Origin of the sequence: Rhizobium terrae (genome assembly GCF_003425685.1) — a bacterium.
GTDB classification, from domain to species: Bacteria; Pseudomonadota; Alphaproteobacteria; order Rhizobiales; family Rhizobiaceae; genus Neorhizobium; species Neorhizobium terrae.
In genome coordinates, this window is the sequence record NZ_QJKM01000007.1 from 347,994 (window position 1) to 365,010 (window position 17,017).

Annotated in this window: 15 protein-coding genes and 1 pseudogene; 10 read left to right on the forward strand and 6 right to left on the reverse strand. The window is 58.9% G+C overall.

The genetic code is table 11. The features are described from left to right. Positions 1 to 61: 61 nt before the first annotated feature. Positions 62 to 349: a DUF1330 domain-containing protein gene (locus DMO26_RS15680; protein ID WP_117193076.1), complete on the reverse strand. Its 288-nt coding sequence runs from the start codon at positions 347 to 349 to the stop codon at positions 62 to 64. 175 nt (positions 350 to 524) lie between these two features. Here DMO26_RS15680 and DMO26_RS15685 point away from each other — a divergent pair, with 175 nt between their 5' ends. After that, positions 525 to 1,463 (forward strand): right-handed parallel beta-helix repeat-containing protein, encoded by a 939-nt coding sequence (locus DMO26_RS15685; protein ID WP_226951303.1) that lies wholly within the window; start codon positions 525 to 527, stop codon positions 1,461 to 1,463. 77 nt (positions 1,464 to 1,540) lie between these two features. Here DMO26_RS15685 and pyrF read toward each other — a convergent pair whose 3' ends face one another. From pyrF to dnaN, 4 genes are all read right to left on the reverse strand, one after another. Then, positions 1,541 to 2,233 (reverse strand): orotidine-5'-phosphate decarboxylase, encoded by a 693-nt coding sequence (gene pyrF, locus DMO26_RS15690; protein WP_117193124.1) that lies wholly within the window; start codon positions 2,231 to 2,233, stop codon positions 1,541 to 1,543. 5 nt (positions 2,234 to 2,238) lie between these two features. Further along, on the reverse strand, positions 2,239 to 2,826 hold the full coding sequence (locus tag DMO26_RS15695) for a histidine phosphatase family protein (RefSeq protein WP_117193077.1): 588 nt from the start codon (positions 2,824 to 2,826) through the stop codon (positions 2,239 to 2,241). A 49-nt stretch (positions 2,827 to 2,875) separates the two neighbouring features. Next, complete coding sequence (gene pmtA / locus DMO26_RS15700) at positions 2,876 to 3,469, reverse strand: phospholipid N-methyltransferase PmtA (protein ID WP_117193078.1); 594 nt, start codon at positions 3,467 to 3,469, stop codon at positions 2,876 to 2,878. A gap of 118 nt (positions 3,470 to 3,587) precedes the next feature. Then, a complete protein-coding gene (gene dnaN, locus DMO26_RS15705; RefSeq protein WP_117193079.1) occupies positions 3,588 to 4,706 on the reverse strand; it encodes a DNA polymerase III subunit beta in 1,119 nt (372 codons plus the stop codon). Positions 4,707 to 4,985: 279 nt separating this feature from the next. Here dnaN and rsmI point away from each other — a divergent pair, with 279 nt between their 5' ends. The 9 genes and pseudogenes from rsmI to DMO26_RS15750 all read left to right on the forward strand — a co-directional run. Then, positions 4,986 to 5,888, forward strand: a complete 903-nt coding sequence (rsmI, locus tag DMO26_RS15710) for a 16S rRNA (cytidine(1402)-2'-O)-methyltransferase (protein WP_117193080.1) — start codon at positions 4,986 to 4,988, stop codon at positions 5,886 to 5,888. Between the two features lies 1 nt (position 5,889). Beyond that, positions 5,890 to 6,270 (forward strand): YraN family protein, encoded by a 381-nt coding sequence (locus tag DMO26_RS15715; RefSeq protein WP_117193081.1) that lies wholly within the window; start codon positions 5,890 to 5,892, stop codon positions 6,268 to 6,270. Positions 6,271 to 6,394: 124 nt separating this feature from the next. Next, the gene (ugpB, locus tag DMO26_RS15720; protein ID WP_117193082.1) at positions 6,395 to 7,723 is read left to right on the forward strand and encodes a sn-glycerol-3-phosphate ABC transporter substrate-binding protein UgpB; all 1,329 of its coding nucleotides are present in this window, start codon (positions 6,395 to 6,397) and stop codon (positions 7,721 to 7,723) included. Between the two features lie 66 nt (positions 7,724 to 7,789). After that, entirely contained in the window at positions 7,790 to 8,674 is an 885-nt protein-coding gene (gene ugpA / locus DMO26_RS15725) for a sn-glycerol-3-phosphate ABC transporter permease UgpA (protein WP_117193083.1), read from the forward strand. A 9-nt stretch (positions 8,675 to 8,683) separates the two neighbouring features. After that, entirely contained in the window at positions 8,684 to 9,532 is an 849-nt protein-coding gene (ugpE, locus tag DMO26_RS15730; RefSeq protein WP_117193084.1) for a sn-glycerol-3-phosphate ABC transporter permease UgpE, read from the forward strand. Between the two features lie 2 nt (positions 9,533 to 9,534). Next, positions 9,535 to 10,635 (forward strand): sn-glycerol-3-phosphate import ATP-binding protein UgpC, encoded by a 1,101-nt coding sequence (locus DMO26_RS15735; protein WP_117193085.1) that lies wholly within the window; start codon positions 9,535 to 9,537, stop codon positions 10,633 to 10,635. A 108-nt stretch (positions 10,636 to 10,743) separates the two neighbouring features. Next, on the forward strand, positions 10,744 to 11,247 hold the full coding sequence (locus tag DMO26_RS15740; protein WP_117193086.1) for a cupin domain-containing protein: 504 nt from the start codon (positions 10,744 to 10,746) through the stop codon (positions 11,245 to 11,247). Positions 11,248 to 11,376: 129 nt separating this feature from the next. Then, positions 11,377 to 12,327 (forward strand): glutathione synthase, encoded by a 951-nt coding sequence (gshB, locus tag DMO26_RS15745; protein ID WP_117193087.1) that lies wholly within the window; start codon positions 11,377 to 11,379, stop codon positions 12,325 to 12,327. A 231-nt stretch (positions 12,328 to 12,558) separates the two neighbouring features. Next, a pseudogene (locus DMO26_RS15750) lies at positions 12,559 to 13,201 on the forward strand (magnesium chelatase domain-containing protein); the annotation flags it as partial. Between the two features lie 25 nt (positions 13,202 to 13,226). On the opposite strand, the gene DMO26_RS15755 reads toward DMO26_RS15750, so the two are convergent. Next, on the reverse strand, positions 13,227 to 16,841 hold the full coding sequence (locus DMO26_RS15755; RefSeq protein WP_117193088.1) for a pentatricopeptide repeat-containing protein: 3,615 nt from the start codon (positions 16,839 to 16,841) through the stop codon (positions 13,227 to 13,229). Positions 16,842 to 17,017: the final 176 nt, after the last annotated feature.

Consider the following 17,017-nt stretch of genomic DNA (forward strand, 5'->3'; position numbering starts at 1 on the left):
ACCGAATCGAGCTGCGGGTGGAAGTGTCTCCACTGCCGCAGCACGCTCAACTATCGGCTCTCTAAACGCCGTCCACGACGACCAGTTCGCCATCCGCCGCTTCCTGGCGAATTTTTGCGGCGATCTGGTATTCCGGCGAATAGTAGCAATCGACGGCTGCCTGCCGGGAAGGGAATTCGATCACCACATTGCGGGCCCGCGCCTTGCCCTCCAGTTCGGTGATCTCGCCACCTCGAACATGAAAGACGGCGCCATATTTTTCAAAAGGCACCTTGGTGGCCGCCACATAATCCTTGTAGCGTTCCGGGTCGCGGATATCGATGCGGGCAATCCAGTATCCCTTGGCCATGAAAGCTCCTCCGGCAGGTGTCGATGAGGATGACTTCGGGCAAATTCTCGGGCAAGTCAATATGATGAGGGCTTTGCGATATCTTCCGATGGTCTGGGTCTTGGGCTCCTGGTTCTTGACCGGCCCGTCCGCTCACGCCGAGCAGAGGGCCTGCGGGACGGAGGTCCATCGTGCCTTGCGCTCACCCGCCGCCGTGGACGCGGCGCCGGTCGAAGTGACTTGCGATCCGGCTTTCGAAAAGGGCGAGGTGATCAGCATGCCGATCGCCTTTTCCGGCAGCGCCGCGTCCGGCCGGATACTCGACTGCAACGGTGCGACACTCGACGGCACCGTCCCGTCTGCGTTGACCGTCCTGATCCAGTCGATCCGCCGCTCCGACGGAAGCTGGGACGTGCCGCATGACATCACGATCCGCAACTGCACCCTCAAGGGAGAACTGCACATCCGCGGGCTCGGCCAGAACGGCGAGGCGGAACCCGTGCGGCAATCGTCTCTCACGCCAGGACATACGCAGCGGGCACAGGCGGCCGCGTCCAGCCGCGTCACGCTCGAAAACATCACCTTCGTGGCAAATGGCGGTATTCCGCTCTACGCAGCGCCGGGCGTAACGGACCTGACGGTCACCAATTCCCGCTTCACTGGCACCACCAGGTCGGTCGCCGTCTATCTCGATGCGGAATCCGCCCGCAACCGCATCATCGGCAACGTCTTCGATATCCGCACGTCCTCCCGGGAGGTTCTGGCCGTCGATGGCTCGGCGGAGAACCGCATCGAGAACAACCGGTTCGAGAACGCGATCGGCGGCGGCATCTTCCTTTATCGCAATTGCGGGGAAGGCGGCACGATCCGCCACCAGGCGCCACAACGCAACGTCATTGCCGGCAACATCTTTCATTACCGCAATGTCGCGGGAGCCCGGCCGGCGATCTGGCTCGGCAGCCGTCAGGGCAACCGGCTCTATTGCCTCTATCGACCCCGGGCCTCCTTCGGCAGCGGCTTCAGCGCCAGCGACTTTGCCCGCTACAATGTCGTCACGGGCAACCGGCTGCCGGGCGGTAACCCCGCCCTGATCCTGGATCAGGACGAGAACAATACGGTTCTGGACAATCATTAGGGCATGCCGCGCAGCGGGGCAGGCGGTCGCGGCCCGTTTAGAGCCGACAGAATGCTTCGATATAGTCAGGAAGCGCTTTAAAGAACAGCCTGCATCTCGGCGAGGATCGCTTCAGCCGCAGCCTTCGGATCCTCCGCCTTGACGATCGGGCGGGCGACGACGAGGTGGCTCGATCCCGCCTTCAGCGCGTCGCCCGGGGTCATCACCCGCTTCTGGTCGCCGGCGTCCGAACCGGCCGGACGGATGCCGGGCGTGACGAGGGCCATGTCAGGACCGATGATCTTGCGAACCGCAGCCGATTCTTCCGCCGAGCAGACAATGCCGCCCATGCCTGCGGCGAGCGCCTGTTCGGCGCGGCGCAGAACCAGCGTGTGCGGGTCGTATTCGTAACCCGCATCGACGAGGTCCGTCTCGTCCATCGAGGTCAGCACCGTGACGGCGAGCAGGCAGAGGCTAGAGCCTCTGGCAGCCTCAACGGCGGCGCGCATCGCCTTCGGATAGGCGTGCAGCGTCAGCATGGTCATGCCCATCTTGGCGATGTTCTCGACGCCCTTCGCGACCGTATTGTCGATGTCGAGCAATTTCATGTCGAGGAAGACCTGCTTGCCGTCCTTCGCCAGGTCGCGGGCGAATTCGAGGCCGCCGGCAAAGGCCAGCTGATAGCCGATCTTGTAGAAAGAAATCGTGTCGCCGAGCGTCGCGACCATCTTTTCCGCTTCGCTTATGTTCGGGATGTCGAGACCCACGATCAGACGGTTCCGCGCGTTCATCGGCGTCAAACTCCCTTCCATGTTTCCATCGGGGTCCAGTCGCACGAGATGGCCCGATCCGCAAGGCCGAAGCAGTAGAGATTTCCCCCGCCGCCCGGCTGGTCGCGATCTCGGCCGATCGGTTTCCTGGCCAGATGGCATTTCAGCAAGGTGCCGACCCCGCCGTGGCCAACGAAAGCTATCGGGATACTGGGATCGTGCCCGGCAAGGATGCGTTCGACGGCGCCGACGATGCGCGCCTGGGCATCGAACGCACGTTCCCAGCCTTTGAAACTCTCGGTCGGATGGGCAAAGAACCAGTCTGCCGCCTTCTCGAATTCCGGCGGCGGCAGGAAACCTGTCGCGGAGCGATCGTTCTCATGGGTGTCGTGGGCGATTTCGACGGAAATGCCAGCGGCAGCCGCCAGAACCTCTGCGGTCTCGATCGCCTTCGTCTCGTCGCTGGAGATGATCCGCCCGAGCTTCCGTGCCCAGTCCGATTGCGCCGCCAGCTCTGCGCGGGCGCGACCGATATCGGAAAGGCCCCATTGCGGTACCGGCACGTTCGGGTCGATCCGGACCTGAGGGTGGGTGATGTAGAGGCCGAAGGTCATCTCGAGTCACGCTCTTGAAACGGGGTCGAACTTTCGCCCCGTGTATGGCTCAGGCGCGCGTATAGGTCCAGAGTTGCGCCGGCGGGATATTGCGGACGACGAAGTCGTAGTGCTTGATCCTGTAGCGGTCGGGATTGGCGATGACCGGCGAAACGGGACCGTAGGTGATCTGGATGATGGGCCGGCCGGCGGGAATGCGGTCGAGCAGGTCCTCGATAAGCGCGATGCGGCGGTCCATCGGAAAGCTCAAGAGCGGGATTGCCGAAACGACGCTGTCGAAGGTCTTGTCCTTGAAGGCCCCCAGCGTCCGTTTGAGATCGAAGGCGTCGCCGTTGATGAAGTTCACCGCCGGATAGGCGCGCACGAGATGCTGGTAGAAATCGGTCGAATATTCGATCGAAACGAGATTTTCCGGCGCCACGCCATGCTTCAGGATCGCCTTGGTGATGATGCCGGTGCCGGGTCCGAGTTCGAGGACAGGCAGGCCTGAGGTGGTGTTGATGACGCTTGCCATGCGCTTGGCGGTGACGGAGGAGGTGGGGCAGATCGCGCCGACCCGCTTGGGTCCGTCCATCCAGCCCTTGAAGAACCGGATTTCTTCATCGAACTTGCGGCCAAGCCGCTCCTTCAAGCGCAATTCCATTGATCTGTCTCCCCTTATTGGCCCTATCTGGATTTTTCGTGCCGCAAAGACAAGAGAAAATGTCGCATCGGGCAAACTGTGCGAAAAAGGCGGCTGGTCTCCCTGCCGCCTTAATTAGTCAGACGCGCATCGGCATCAAGACATAGAGTGCATCGTCGCCCGCCGTATCGCGCACCAGCGTCGGAGAGCCGGCATCGGCCAGCATGAAGATTGCATCGTCGCCGGAAAGTTGGGCGGTGATGTCGAGCAGGTATTTGGCGTTGAATCCGATTTCCATCGGGTCGTTGTCGTAACCGACCGCCACTTCTTCCGTAGCACTGCCCGAATCCGGATTGTTGACGGTGAGCATCAGCTGGCCGTCGGTCAGCGACAGCTTTACAGCGCGGCCTCGCTCGGACGAAATGGTCGAAACACGGTCGACCGCCTTGGTGAAGCTCTGGCAATCGACGCGCATTTCCTTGTCGTTGCCGGTCGGGATGACGCGCTGGTAGTCCGGGAAGGTGCCGTCGATCAGCTTCGAGGTCATCACGATCGTGCCGATCGTCAGCCGGATCTTGGCGTCGGAAACCTCGACGGTGACGACGGCTTCCGGATCGTCTACCAGCTTCTGCAACTCGCCGACCGTCTTGCGGGGGATGATGATGCCCGGCATGCCTTCGGAGCCCGAGGGGGCCTGCACGTCGGCGCGGGCAAGGCGGTGACCGTCGGTGGCGACGGCGCGCAGCTTCAGGTCGCCGCCGGCCTCGATCGTGTGGAAGAATATGCCGTTCAAATAATAGCGGGTCTCTTCCGTGGAGATCGCGAATTGGGTGCGGTCGATCAGCATCTTCAGATCGGTCGCCTTCAGCTTGAAGGTATGCGTGAAGGCGCCGGCGGTGAGATCCGGGAAGTCCGCTTCCGGCAGGCATTGCAGCGAAAATTTCGAGCGGCCGGACTGCACCGTCATGGCGCCGCCGTCCGGAGTGGTGGCGAGCAGTACTTCCGAGCCGTCCGGCAGCTTGCGGACGATTTCATAGAGCAGATGCGCCGGCACCGTCGTGGCGCCCGCAGTCTCGACCATGGCCGGCACGGCTTCGGTGATTTCGAGATCGAGATCGGTCGCCTTCAGGTCCAGGCTGGCGCCGGAGGCGCGCATCAGCACGTTGGAAAGGATCGGGATCGTATTCCGCCGCTCGACCACGCGATGCACGTGGTTCAGCGATTTCAGAAGATTGGACCGCTCAAGAGTAATACGCATGGACGCTATCGCTTTCGACCGTGGCAATCCGGCAGGGCCGGACCCCTGATATTCTGCCGGCTTTGGGCAAGCCGGATGATGTGGACCGGCAAAATGGCAGACAACAGGTTTGAAAAGCAAGAGGTGAACAAGATCTTGGCAAGTCATTTCGCGCCTCTTCGTCGCGCTGCACACAGAAATATGCGTAGCCGGCGCCCGAGACCGTTGAACGCGTTACTTGCCGAAGCCGGCGCGCTTGCTCATAAAGGGCCATGAGAACCATCTTCCAAGTGACGCCCCTTGACCGATGAACCGAAGAACAGCCAGCGCGGTTATCGCGTGGCCAATACGTTCGTGCCCGCACGGCCGCTGGAGCCGGCGCTTTACCTTGTTGCGACGCCGATCGGCAATCTCGGAGACATAACGCTGCGGGCGCTTGAAACCTTATCGGGGGCCGATGTTCTCGCCTGCGAGGACACGCGGGTCACCCGCGTGCTCCTCGACCGCTACGGCATCGTCAACCGGCCCTATGCCTATCACGAGCACAATTCCGACGAGGTGGGGCCGAAGCTCATGGCCGCGCTCGCAGAGGGCAGATCCGTGGTGCTGGTCTCCGATGCCGGCACACCGCTCGTTTCCGATCCCGGTTACCGGCTGGGGCGGATGGCGATCGAGGCGGGCCACAAGGTTGTACCGATCCCTGGCGCATCCGCGCCGCTCGCCGCGCTGGTCGGATCGGGCATGCCGTCCGATGCCTTCCTGTTCGCCGGTTTTCTGCCGGTCAAGGACAAGGGACGGCGGGACCGGCTTGCCGAGCTTTCGAACGTGCCGGCAACGCTGATCTTTTTCGAATCCCCGCACCGCATCGGCGCCACCGTTGCTGCAGCCGCTGATGTGCTCGGCAGGAGCCGCCCGGCGACGGTCTGCCGCGAACTGACGAAGACCTTCGAGGAATTCCGCCGCGGCACGCTGGAGGAACTCAGCGTTTATTATGATGACGCGCGCACCGTGAAGGGCGAGATTGTCCTGCTGATTGCCCCGCCGGAGGCCGGCGAAATGCCCGGCGAAGTGGAGGTGGGGGAACTGCTGCGGCGACTGTCCTCCATCATGCCCGCCTCCAAGGCTGCCGCCGAAGCGGCCCGTCTCACAGGTCTTGCGAAAAAGGACCTCTACCAGCGACTTCTCGACATGAAGGACGAGTGAGGTGGCGGAGAATGATGCGAGCCTCAAGCGGAAGGCCGGGCGCCGGAAGGCCGAGCGCTGGGGCCATGTCTCCGAATATATCGCGGCACTTTTTCTGTTGGCCAAAGGCTATCGCATCCTCGCCCTGCGCTATCGCACCAGGTTGGGCGAGATCGATCTCATCGTCCGCAGGGGCGATCTGGTGGTTTTCGTGGAAGTGAAGGCGAGGACAGGTGAACGGGAGGCGGTCGACGCGGTTGCTTACTCTGCCCAGAAACGCATCCGTGCCGCGAGCGATCTATGGCTTTCCAAGCGCCAGGATGCGGCATGCCTGTCACAGCGTTACGACGTCGTCGCGGTGATTCCGAGGCGCTTGCCACGGCATTTTCCGGACGCTTTCTGACAGTCCCGTGAAATTTTTGCATGGCTGTGCAATGTAACATTAGTGACATAAAACTGTTAAGGTCCTGTCACAGCCGCGCCCTATTGCGATCCTCAAACCCAACCAAGGTGGAGAGGACGTCAAAATGTTCAAGAAGCTTTCGATGGCTGCGCTCGCGGTTGCCCTGTCGGCCACCTCGTCGCTTGCCGCGACCGAAGTGACCTGGTGGCATGCCATGGGCGGTGAGCTCGGCAAGAAGCTCGAAGAAGTCGCTCAGAAGTTCAACGAGAGTCAGAGCGACTACAAGGTCGTTCCGGTCTTCAAGGGCACCTATCCGGAAACCCTAACCGCCGCCATCGCCGCCTTCCGCGCTGGCCAGCAGCCGGCGATCGTCCAGGTCTTCGAAGTCGGAACGGGCACGATGATGGCCGCCAAGGGCGCCGTCTATCCGGTCTACAAGCTGATGGCCGACAACAAGGAGCCGTGGGATCCGAAGGGCTTCCTCGCCCCGGTCGTCGGTTATTACTCGGACGCGCAGGGCAATATCCTGTCGATGCCGTTCAACTCCTCGACCCCGATCATGTACTACAACAAGGACGTCTTCCAGAAGGCCGGCCTTGATCCGGAAGTCGCTCCGAAGACTTGGGCAGAACTCGCCGCAGCAGGCAAGAAGATCGTCGATTCCGGCGCTGCCCAGTGTGGTTTCACGCTGTCCTACGCTGCGACCTGGGTCGGCCTCGAAAATTACTCCGCCATCCAAAACCTGCCCTTCGGCACGCTGCAGAACGGTTTCGGCGGCCTGAAGACCGAGTTCAAGTTCAACGGCAAGGAACAGGCCGCTTTCTGGGATAACCTGAAGAAGTGGCAGGATGCTAAGGTATTCAAATACGGCGGCCCGGGTGGCGGCGCTGAAACCGCTCCGAGCTTCTACTCGCAGCAGTGCGCCGTCTACATGGGCTCTTCCGCTTCGCGCGCCGGCGTCATCAACAACGCCAAGGGCTTCAAGGTCGGCTTCGCGCCGATGCCTTATGACGACACCGTCACAAAGGAGCCGAAGAACTCCATCATCGGCGGCGCCACCCTCTGGGTCCTGAACGGCCAGAAGAACCCCGACGTCTACAAGGGCGCCGCCAAGTTCTTCACCTACCTGTCGAAGCCGGAAGTCCAGGCCGACTGGCACCAGTACACCGGCTACCTGCCGATCACCAATGCCGCCTACGAGCTTGGCCAGAAGCAGGGTTATTATGAAAAGAACCCGGGTTCGGACATCGCCATCAAGCAGATCATGCGGGGTACGCCGTCCGACAATTCCAAGGGCCTTCGTTTCGGCAACCTGACGCAGATCCGTGACCTGGTCGACCAGCAGTTCGAAGCCGTGCTCTCCGGCAAGAAGACCGGCCAGCAGGCTCTCGACGATGCCGCCAAGGCTGGCAACGCCATCCTGCGCGAATTCGAAGCCGCGAACTCGAACTAAGCATCTGTCTCGCCATCAAGCCCTCCCCGATTTCTGGGGAGGGCATTTCCATGGGCACGCCTCGCCATGCAAACCAAGCGCACCGTTTTTCATAGCCGCATCCTGCCTTATTTCCTGCTGGCACCGCAGCTCATCATCACACTCATCTTCTTCGTGTGGCCGGCCGCCCAGGCCATCCGCCAGTCGTTCCTCCGCCAGGATCCTTTCGGCCTGAAGGAGACCTTCGTCTGGTTTGCGAACTACACGCGTCTCCTGGACGATCCGGATTATCTCAATGCGCTCGGCGCGACCTTCGTCTTCTCGGTCGGCGTCACTCTCCTGTCGATGAGCCTCTCGCTGATGTTCGCCGTCGCGGTGAACCGGGTCCTGCGCTCCGGCCGGTTCTACACGACGCTGCTGGTCTGGCCCTATGCCGTGGCGCCGGCCGCCGCCGGCCTTCTCTGGTGGTTCATGTTCAATCCCAGCGTCGGCATCATTCCCTATTTCCTGAGCTTCCTCGGCTACGAGTGGAACCATCGCCTTCACACCGGCGACGCCATGGTGCTGATCATCATCGCCGCCGCGTGGAAGCAGATTTCCTATAATTTCCTGTTCTTCGTCGCCGGCCTGCAATCGGTGCCCCAGTCTCTGAGCGAAGCCGCCGCCATAGATGGCGCCGGTCCGTTCAAGCGTTTCTGGACCGTGATTTTTCCGCTCCTGTCGCCGACCACGTTTTTCCTTGCCGTCATCAACATCACCTACGCGATGTTCGATACGTTCGGCATCGTCGACGCGACCACGTCCGGCGGCCCGTCGCAATCCACCAACATCCTGGTCTACAAGGTCTATGCCGACGGTTTCATCGGTCTGAACCTCGGGCCGTCGGCCGCACAATCCGTCATTCTCATGCTGATTGTGATTGCCCTCACCGTCGTCCAGTTCCGCTGGATCGAGCGCAAAGTTCAGTACTGAGGTGTCGTGATGGTCGAAAATCGTCCCTTTCTCACCTTTCTGACCCATTTGATCCTGATCTTCGGCGTGCTGACGGTCGTCTTTCCGGTCTATCTTGCCTTCGTCGCCTCGACGCGCGGCGCGACGGATTTCATGACCGGCATCGTGCCGCTTCTGCCTGGCGATCAGCTTTCCGCCAACTACGGTTATCTGCTCGGCTCGGGTGAATCGACCGCCGGTGCGCCGCCATTCATGCTGATGCTGGCGAACAGCCTGCTGATGGCCATCCTGATCGCGATCGGAAAGATCGCCATCTCGATCATTTCCGCCTTCGCGATCGTCTATTTCCGCTTTCCGCTGCGCGTGCTCGCCTTCTGGGTCATCTTCATGACGCTGATGCTTCCGGTGGAAGTGCGCATCCTGCCGACCTACAAGGTCGTCGCCGATCTCGGCATGCTGAATTCCTATTCCGGTCTGGTCATCCCGGTCATCGCATCGGCGACGGCCACCTTCCTCTTCCGCCAGTTCTTTCTGACGGTGCCGGAAGAGATGATGGAAGCCGCCCGTGTCGATGGCGCAGGCCCGATGAAATTCTTCCGCGACATCCTGCTGCCGCTGTCGCGCACCAATATCGCCGCGCTCTTCATCATCATGTTCATCTACGGCTGGAACCAGTACCTCTGGCCCATGCTGATCACCACGGAGCCGCACTATTACACCGTCGTCATGGGCATCAAGCGGCTTGCTTCGGTGCTTGATGGCGATACCCAGTGGAACCTCGTGATGGCCGGCGTCATCCTGGCGGGCCTGCCGCCGGTGCTCGTCATCATCTTCATGCAGCGCCTGTTCGTCAAAGGCCTGGTCGAGACGGAGAAATAATCATGGCTTCCATCGATGTCGAAAACGTCGGCAAGATCTATACCGGTGGCGTGCGCGCCGTCACGGATATCAAGCTGAATATCGCCGACGGCGAATTCATCGTTCTGGTCGGCCCGTCCGGTTGCGGCAAGTCCACGCTGCTCAGGATGATTGCCGGCCTGGAGACGATTTCCGAAGGCGAAGTGAAGATCGGCAGCCGCGTCGTCAACAATATCGAACCGGCCGACCGCGACATCGCCATGGTATTCCAGAACTATGCGCTCTACCCGCATATGACGGTCTACAACAACCTCGCCTACGGCCTGAAGAACCGCGGCACGCCGAAGGCCGAGATCGACGCCCGCGTCGCCGAAGCTGCCCGCATGCTGGAGATCACCCAGTATCTCGAGCGCAAGCCGCGTGCCCTTTCCGGCGGTCAGCGCCAGCGCGTCGCCATGGGCCGCGCCATCGTCCGCAAGCCGGCCGCCTTCCTCTTCGACGAGCCGCTGTCGAACCTTGATGCCAAGCTGCGCGTCTCGATGCGCGGCGAGATCAAGCGCCTGCAGCGCCGCCTCGGCACGACCTCGATCTACGTCACCCACGACCAGCTCGAGGCCATGACGCTCGCCGACCGCCTCGTCGTGCTGAACGGCGGCAGGATCGAGCAGATCGGCGCGCCGCTGGAAGTCTATCATGCGCCGGCATCCACCTTCGTCGCGAGCTTCATCGGCTCGCCGGCCATGAACCTCGTCAAGGGTGAACTGCACGGCGACAGGCTGGCGATCGGTCCCGCGATGATCGGCCTCAACGGCTTTGCGCCGACCTCGGGTGCCGTCACCGTCGGCGTCCGCGCTGAGGATATGCGCATCGCGGCGCCGGACGAAGACGCGCTCCCCTTCCGCCTCGAATATACCGAGGAGCTCGGCGCCCAGCGTCTCATTCACGGCCTGATCGGCGATCAGCAAATCACCGTCGCGGTTTCGCCGGAAATCGTCTTGTCTCCCGAAATGCGCATTGCCGTCGATGCAAAGCGCCTGCATTTCTTCGCCGCCGACACCGGCAAGCGCCTGCCCGGCAATGTGCCAGCCGAGGCGAAGCTTGCGCCGGCCGAGCCCGTCGTCTGATCGCTTGGCCTAAAGTCGGTCGATCGCTAAAATTGTAGCATCGACCTGAACCGGCGGCTTACGCTTCGGCGCTATTGTCCCCTGACTGCATGAGGTAAAGGGGGCGAAATGAGCTGGCATATGTTGGCCGCGACCGCCGCGGCAATCGCGGTACGATACAAGTCCTACGCGCCGGAACCGCGGCCGGTGACGACATTCGTCGGAGCTTGTCCTGATGCGCTTGAAATGAAGCCTCTGCCGATCGAGCCGAGTTGGGTCCTGTCCGGCAATCCGCAGGCCCGCGCCGCCGCCCATTCCAAGGCCGCAGACGAATGCGCCGCGACCGGCGTGTGGGATTGCACGGCAGGCTCCTTCCGCTGGTTCTTCGGCTGGGACGAGACCGTCGTCATCCTCGAAGGCGAGGTGGACGTGACTGCCGAGGATGGCACGCAACGCATTCTTCGCGCCGGCGATGTCGCGTATTTCAAGGGCGGTACCTGGGCCACGTGGCGGATCGACAACTACGTCAAGAAAGTTGCCTTCCTGCGCAAGCCGTTTCCGGCGCCGCTTTCCTTCCTTTACAGGCTGAAGAACGCGCTGAGGCCGAAGCCCCAGATAGGCCTCGCCGGCTGATCGGCCAGCGCAGAGACGGGTGCCGCAGCCTTGCATCCGCAATTGCCCGCGACTCCCATCGCTTTGACCGGTTGCCTTTGCGGGCCCGCCATCCTACATCAGGCGGGCCAATTCTAGGGGGCTGAAGTCATGGCGAAAATCCGCAAGGTCGCGTTCCAGATGGACCATATCTCCGGCATTAGCATTGCCGGCGATTCCACTTTTGCCATGGCGCTCGAAGCGCAGGCGCGCGGCTTCGAACTGTTTCATTACACGCCCGATCGCCTGACCATGCGCGACGGCAAGATCTTTGCAGCCGTCGAGCCTCTGCAGGTCCGCGACGTGAAGGGCGACCATTTCACGCTCGGCGAGAAGGAACGTATCGACCTTTCGACGATGGACGTCGTACACCTGCGCCAGGATCCGCCCTTCGACATGGGCTATATCACCTCGACGCACCTTCTCGAGCGTATCCATCCGAAGACGCTCGTCGTCAACGATCCGGCCTGGGTGCGCAATTCGCCGGAGAAGATCTTCGTCACCGAATTCGCCGACCTGATGCCTGCGACGCTGATTTCGCGCGATCCCTCGGAAATCGCCCGCTTCCGCCAGGAAATGGGCGATATCATTCTGAAGCCGCTTTACGGCAACGGCGGCGCCGGCGTCTTCCATTCGGCCCGCGACGACCGGAACTTCACATCGCTGCTCGAAATGTTCGGCCAGATGTATCGCGGCGAACCCTATATCGCCCAGGCTTATCTGCCGGCGGTGCGAAAGGGCGACAAGCGCATCCTGCTGGTGAACGGCGAACCGGTCGGCGCCATCAACCGTGTTCCGGCGGAACATGACAGCCGCTCCAACATGCATGTCGGCGGGCGCGCCGAAGCGACGGAGATCACTCAGCGCGAGAAGGAAATCTGCGCCCGCATCGGTCCGGCCCTTCGCGAACGCGGCTTCCTCTTCGTCGGCATCGACGTGATCGGTGATTACATGACCGAGATCAACGTCACCTCTCCGACGGGCATCCGCGAAGTGAAGAAGTTCGGTGGCGCCGACGTCGCGAGCCTGCTCTGGGATGCGATCGAGACGAAACGCGGCTGATACGAGGGGTCGGTTTTCCAATCTCTTGGAAGAGGCGGCCCGGCTTTGTTTGACATGTGGTTCGCCTTTGTTCCGATTGCGCAATCTTATGCAACCTAGATGCAGCGGATGCGCGAAATTGTTCGATGAATGTTCTTGTTTCGTTCCGAATTCCATGCCAGATTGCAATCGCTGGCGCGGAAAGCGTGTATCGCTTCAGGCTCCGGAACATGATGTTAGGAGTGGGGAAGCATGGTTGCGCGTGTCAGTACGGTTGCATTCCAGGGCATAGAGGGCGTTCCGGTCGACGTGCAGGTCATGGTAGGCCCTGGCAAGGTCAACATGCATATTGTCGGCCTGCCGGACAAGGCCGTGGCCGAAAGCCGGGAGCGGGTGCAGGCGGCTCTGCATGCCTCCGGGCTCGCCATGCCGCCCAAGAAGGTCACGGTCAACCTGGCGCCGGCCGACTTGCCGAAGGAGGGGTCGCATTTCGACCTGCCGATAGCATTTGGCCTGATGGCGGCGCTTGGCGCCATTCCCGCCGATGCCCTGGCCGACTATGTGGTGATCGGCGAACTGAACCTCGACGGTACGCTGGCACCCGTAGCGGGCGCCCTGCCGGCGGCGGTCGGCGCGAACGCCATGGGCAAGGGACTTGATCTGCCCGGCCGACAGCGGTGCCGAGGCTGCCTGGGCGGGGGCCGATATCGACATTGTCGCGCCGCGCAGCCTGATCCAGCTCGCCAACCATTTTCGTGACACGCAGGTGATATCGCGGCCGCATCCGGCCATCCGTGCCACACCTGCCAACCTTCCGGATCTTGCCGACATCAAGGGCCAGGAAAGCGCCAAACGAGCCTTGGAGGTTGCGGCCGCCGGCGGCCATAACCTTCTCACGATGTGCTACATTAATCGCCAAATTAAAAGCTATCGTTCAAGCTATCCGGCCTTATCCTGCCCAATTCAGTCCTGATGTCCTCTGAGACGACAGGGTCTTCGGTATAGCTAAGGGCGGCAGAAAGCCAGTCAAACGCTGCCTCGTAATCTTCCTGCGCTAAGCTCCAGTAGGCTAACGCGTATGTATTTTGGAAGGGTTCGTCGGTGCTCTGCCTAGTCTGTAGGAGCGAGTAGGATTCCTCAGGGAATTTGCGAAAGAAGGCACGCGCGGCGGGGAGGAACGGGTACTTTATTGCCAAATCGAAGGATTTTGCTATAGCGCCAGAGTCTGCAAGTGCCTTTATCGCCGCTGCTATGGGTTCTATGTAGCGTGACGCTTCATTCCTATGCCAGGCAAAAAACTCTTCGGCATCCAGTGTCTGTGCTAGAATCTTTGCAATTGTACTGAAATACGATTGTCCCAATTCGGCCCCTAGTTGTCGCAAATTATCGCCACAGGCCATAGCATCTTCCAGGTTATCTACTCCTTTCGCTATAATAGAAGAAATTGCATCCTTTACTGCCAATCCAGCCGAAATCATACGGGAAGCCCAAACAATACGCTCCTTCCATGTACTGCATGCGAGCATGATGTAGCTGTAAGTCAAAGAATTTGGTTGGCAGTTAAGGCTGTTTAAGATCGATAATATTTGATCTCCGTCGTCATATCCTTTCTTGTGGACAAGCTCGTTCACCATCATAGTTGATGGGGTGATTCCTTTTCGTATAAATTCATCAAAAGTACGCTGTGCGTCGCCCCCGTCAGACGTTAGGGTTATGGCTCTGGCAATCACACCATTGTCCGGAGTGATCCCTTTCTCTAAGCACTGGTCTATCAATTCCGAAATTAGTGCGGAAGTTGGCGCAACATTGCTAATTTGGGTAAAAAAGAACGCATCCAGGTCAATCGAAATATCTTTCAAAAAAGATATCAGCTCGTTCAATTTTGCGTTCCACTCATCAGCGGGTGAAGCCCTGATTATCTCTCTCACTGCAGGGACGATGATATGGGAATTGATCAAAAATTCTTCAGATTGCAGCTCTGTAACAAAAGATCGAAGTTCATTTAAATTTGTAATTCTCCTCGACACCAGAGCGAATATCTCCTTGCTTGGACGCAACGAGTACCTCGCCATCTTTCGAAGTAATGATATGCAATCGGCATATGTCGTCTCATTCTTTATAAGAAAATAGAATGTAACCTCATCTGGAATAATATTCATGGAAATTATATCGTCAAAAATCTCTCTGCTGTCAATACTATTATCACACTTTTTTATTAAGGTCGTAAATGTAATTATATTTGGAGTTACGCCGCGCGACTTCATTGTACTCAACACGCGTCTCGCAGAATGAAAATCTTTCGATTTATCAATCATTATATTATAATGAATAACACCAAGTTGCAGATTAAAATACCTCAGTGCTGAGTCAATCGTCTGCCTTTCCTGAAGATCATTGCAGAAAAGTAGCGCCAAAGCATAAGTATGATCCGATGGAGTTACTTTTGAATTCTTCATCATTTCGAGGATAGCGATTGTGCCATCAAAGCTGGCGGATAACTCTATGAGAATGTTGTAGAACACCGCATGAGGCGTTGCGCCGAACGACTCTATCTCCTCGAATGCAGTCATGGCCGATTTAAGATCGCGTTGCTTTTGCAAGTAGGCTGCAAACGCACGTTGCCGCAACGCTTCAGGCACAGGCGCACGGGCGGAGGCAATTCTGGCCTTGAAATCTTCAATCCAACGTTGCGCTGCGTTCGCAGTGGGGGAAAACCATATAAGATTGGCGATTGCTAATGTGCTTGGCGGTCCGCCAGTGGCGACGAGCCGGTCGATTGTCTCACCAGCTTCCTCAGCGGCCCCCAACCCCAGCAAGAATTCTGCATAGGTAAAGCCAGAGGCACGTGTCCGACGGTTGGTGTCTCCAAGTTCGCTAAGGCATCTATGATAGATTAAACGCCAGATTTGTGCTCCTTCGCTCATGTAGTGGCTATGTGCAAGCACATTTGTATATTTGAGTAGCCAATCAACGATCTCTTCGGTCGAAAGATGGGTAGTATATATTAGTGCTTCCTGTAAAGAAGAAATATGCCGTTGCCTAAAGCGGTGGTTATTCTCAACATAAGTCTGCTGAGTGTAGTAATCGAAAATACTAGCCGTTGTTTCAACGGCAAAGGAAGGTGTCACTATTTCGCCGACAGCATCAGCGACCACTTTATGCATCCGGTAGAATCCGAAGTCGTCCTGTGAGAAAATCGAGAGCGCTGCGATCTTTGCGTAGGAGTTCTCTAGTTGTGGCAATTTAAAGTGGAGGCAAAGAAAGCGATAGAGGGGTTCATCAAACCTCTCGCAGAACGCAAGGCGCTCCAGCAATTTCTGTGTATCGCTCCCGTAGTCGCGAAGGAGCCGCCGGACCAACTCCTGGCATCGTTCCTGAAAAAAGGTAGACCGTAGCAAAAAATCTGCGGCATTAACTTTTCTCCCGGTTGCACTCAGGATGCTCCAATGCTCAACTTGGAGATTAAGCATCAATGGATATACTAAAGAAACATCTGAATCTTCTTCTCTTGCGCCTTCAATGATGGCCGCAATAACCTCTTCGTCGTGTATCGGCACTGCTTTCAGGAATATTTGAGCGTCTTTGCGCTTCAGGCCGCTCAAGCTGTGCTGTTTGCCGCGCAGCCGCACTTCCCAAGAGCCCTTCCACTTCAACCGCTCGCGCCCGAAGATCGCTACCAGCATCCCAATAGTTTCATTGAGCAACACTTGCAGTTGGCGCTCAATTAAATTAGTGCGCCATTTCGCGCCCCCCCCGCCTTCGTCAAGGGTGCGCTCATATTCATCGATGAGCAGCGCAAGCCGAAGTTTCTTATCTTTGCTGGTCTCTACGTGAGAGTTTAGGTCCTGCGCCAGTATCCAGCATAGCAAGGTCTCGAAAATCTCCGCCTGAGGTTTAAGGTCTTCTTTGTCGAAGAGTACGTGGAGATATTGGCAGCTCCTCTCCACCCAGTGCCGCTTGCCTTTTTCAATAAGCCAGCCTCCTAATAGTTTAGCAATGGGGCCAACTCCTGGTACAGCCCCGACCACGCTGGTTATGGCTTCACTCGCAACGTTGCTATTGATCCAACCTGAAACTGCATCGGCGACCGAATCTAAGCTTAGATCGGCTGCCGTTCGGCCGCGACCAATCCAAGCTGAGGACTTTGCGAGTTCGGGTAAGCGCTGACCCGGTCGCCAGCGTTCCCAAACCAAAGCTAAGGTCAAATCAAAGCCGGGGGTGGATACTCCGACCTCTGCAAAGGCATTCCTGGCAGAGATGAGAAACTGCTCGGCATTATCGGAGGACATGCCCATAAGGCTCATTCGGGCGCATCGAACGAATCCGTAGGTGGGGTCAACCTGATTCTGGAACATCCCCGCGATACGTAGCAAGAGTTGTGTCTTGCCTTGACCGCCTGGCCCATAGAACGCGATGATGTCGGAAGAGTCAGATGGCACGGAGAACACTGCGTCTTCGAAGACTCTTATCTGTAATTCTCGGTTGACGAATGTTCTGCTGACGGGTGTGCGGTCGAAGAGGCGGTCGGTGTTCAAGGTTGCTCCCCGTTTCAAAAATCCGTTAATCTTCCTTTGTCGAGCCTAGCAGGCTGTTGAAGAAGTCTCTCGTTTAGCCTTGAGGACGGCCTCGTCGCCGTTGTGATAGGCGAAAGTGATCTCGATTGCGCCGTCGTCGAGCAATTCGGCGTGACCGTCGCCGGCGACCTCGTCCA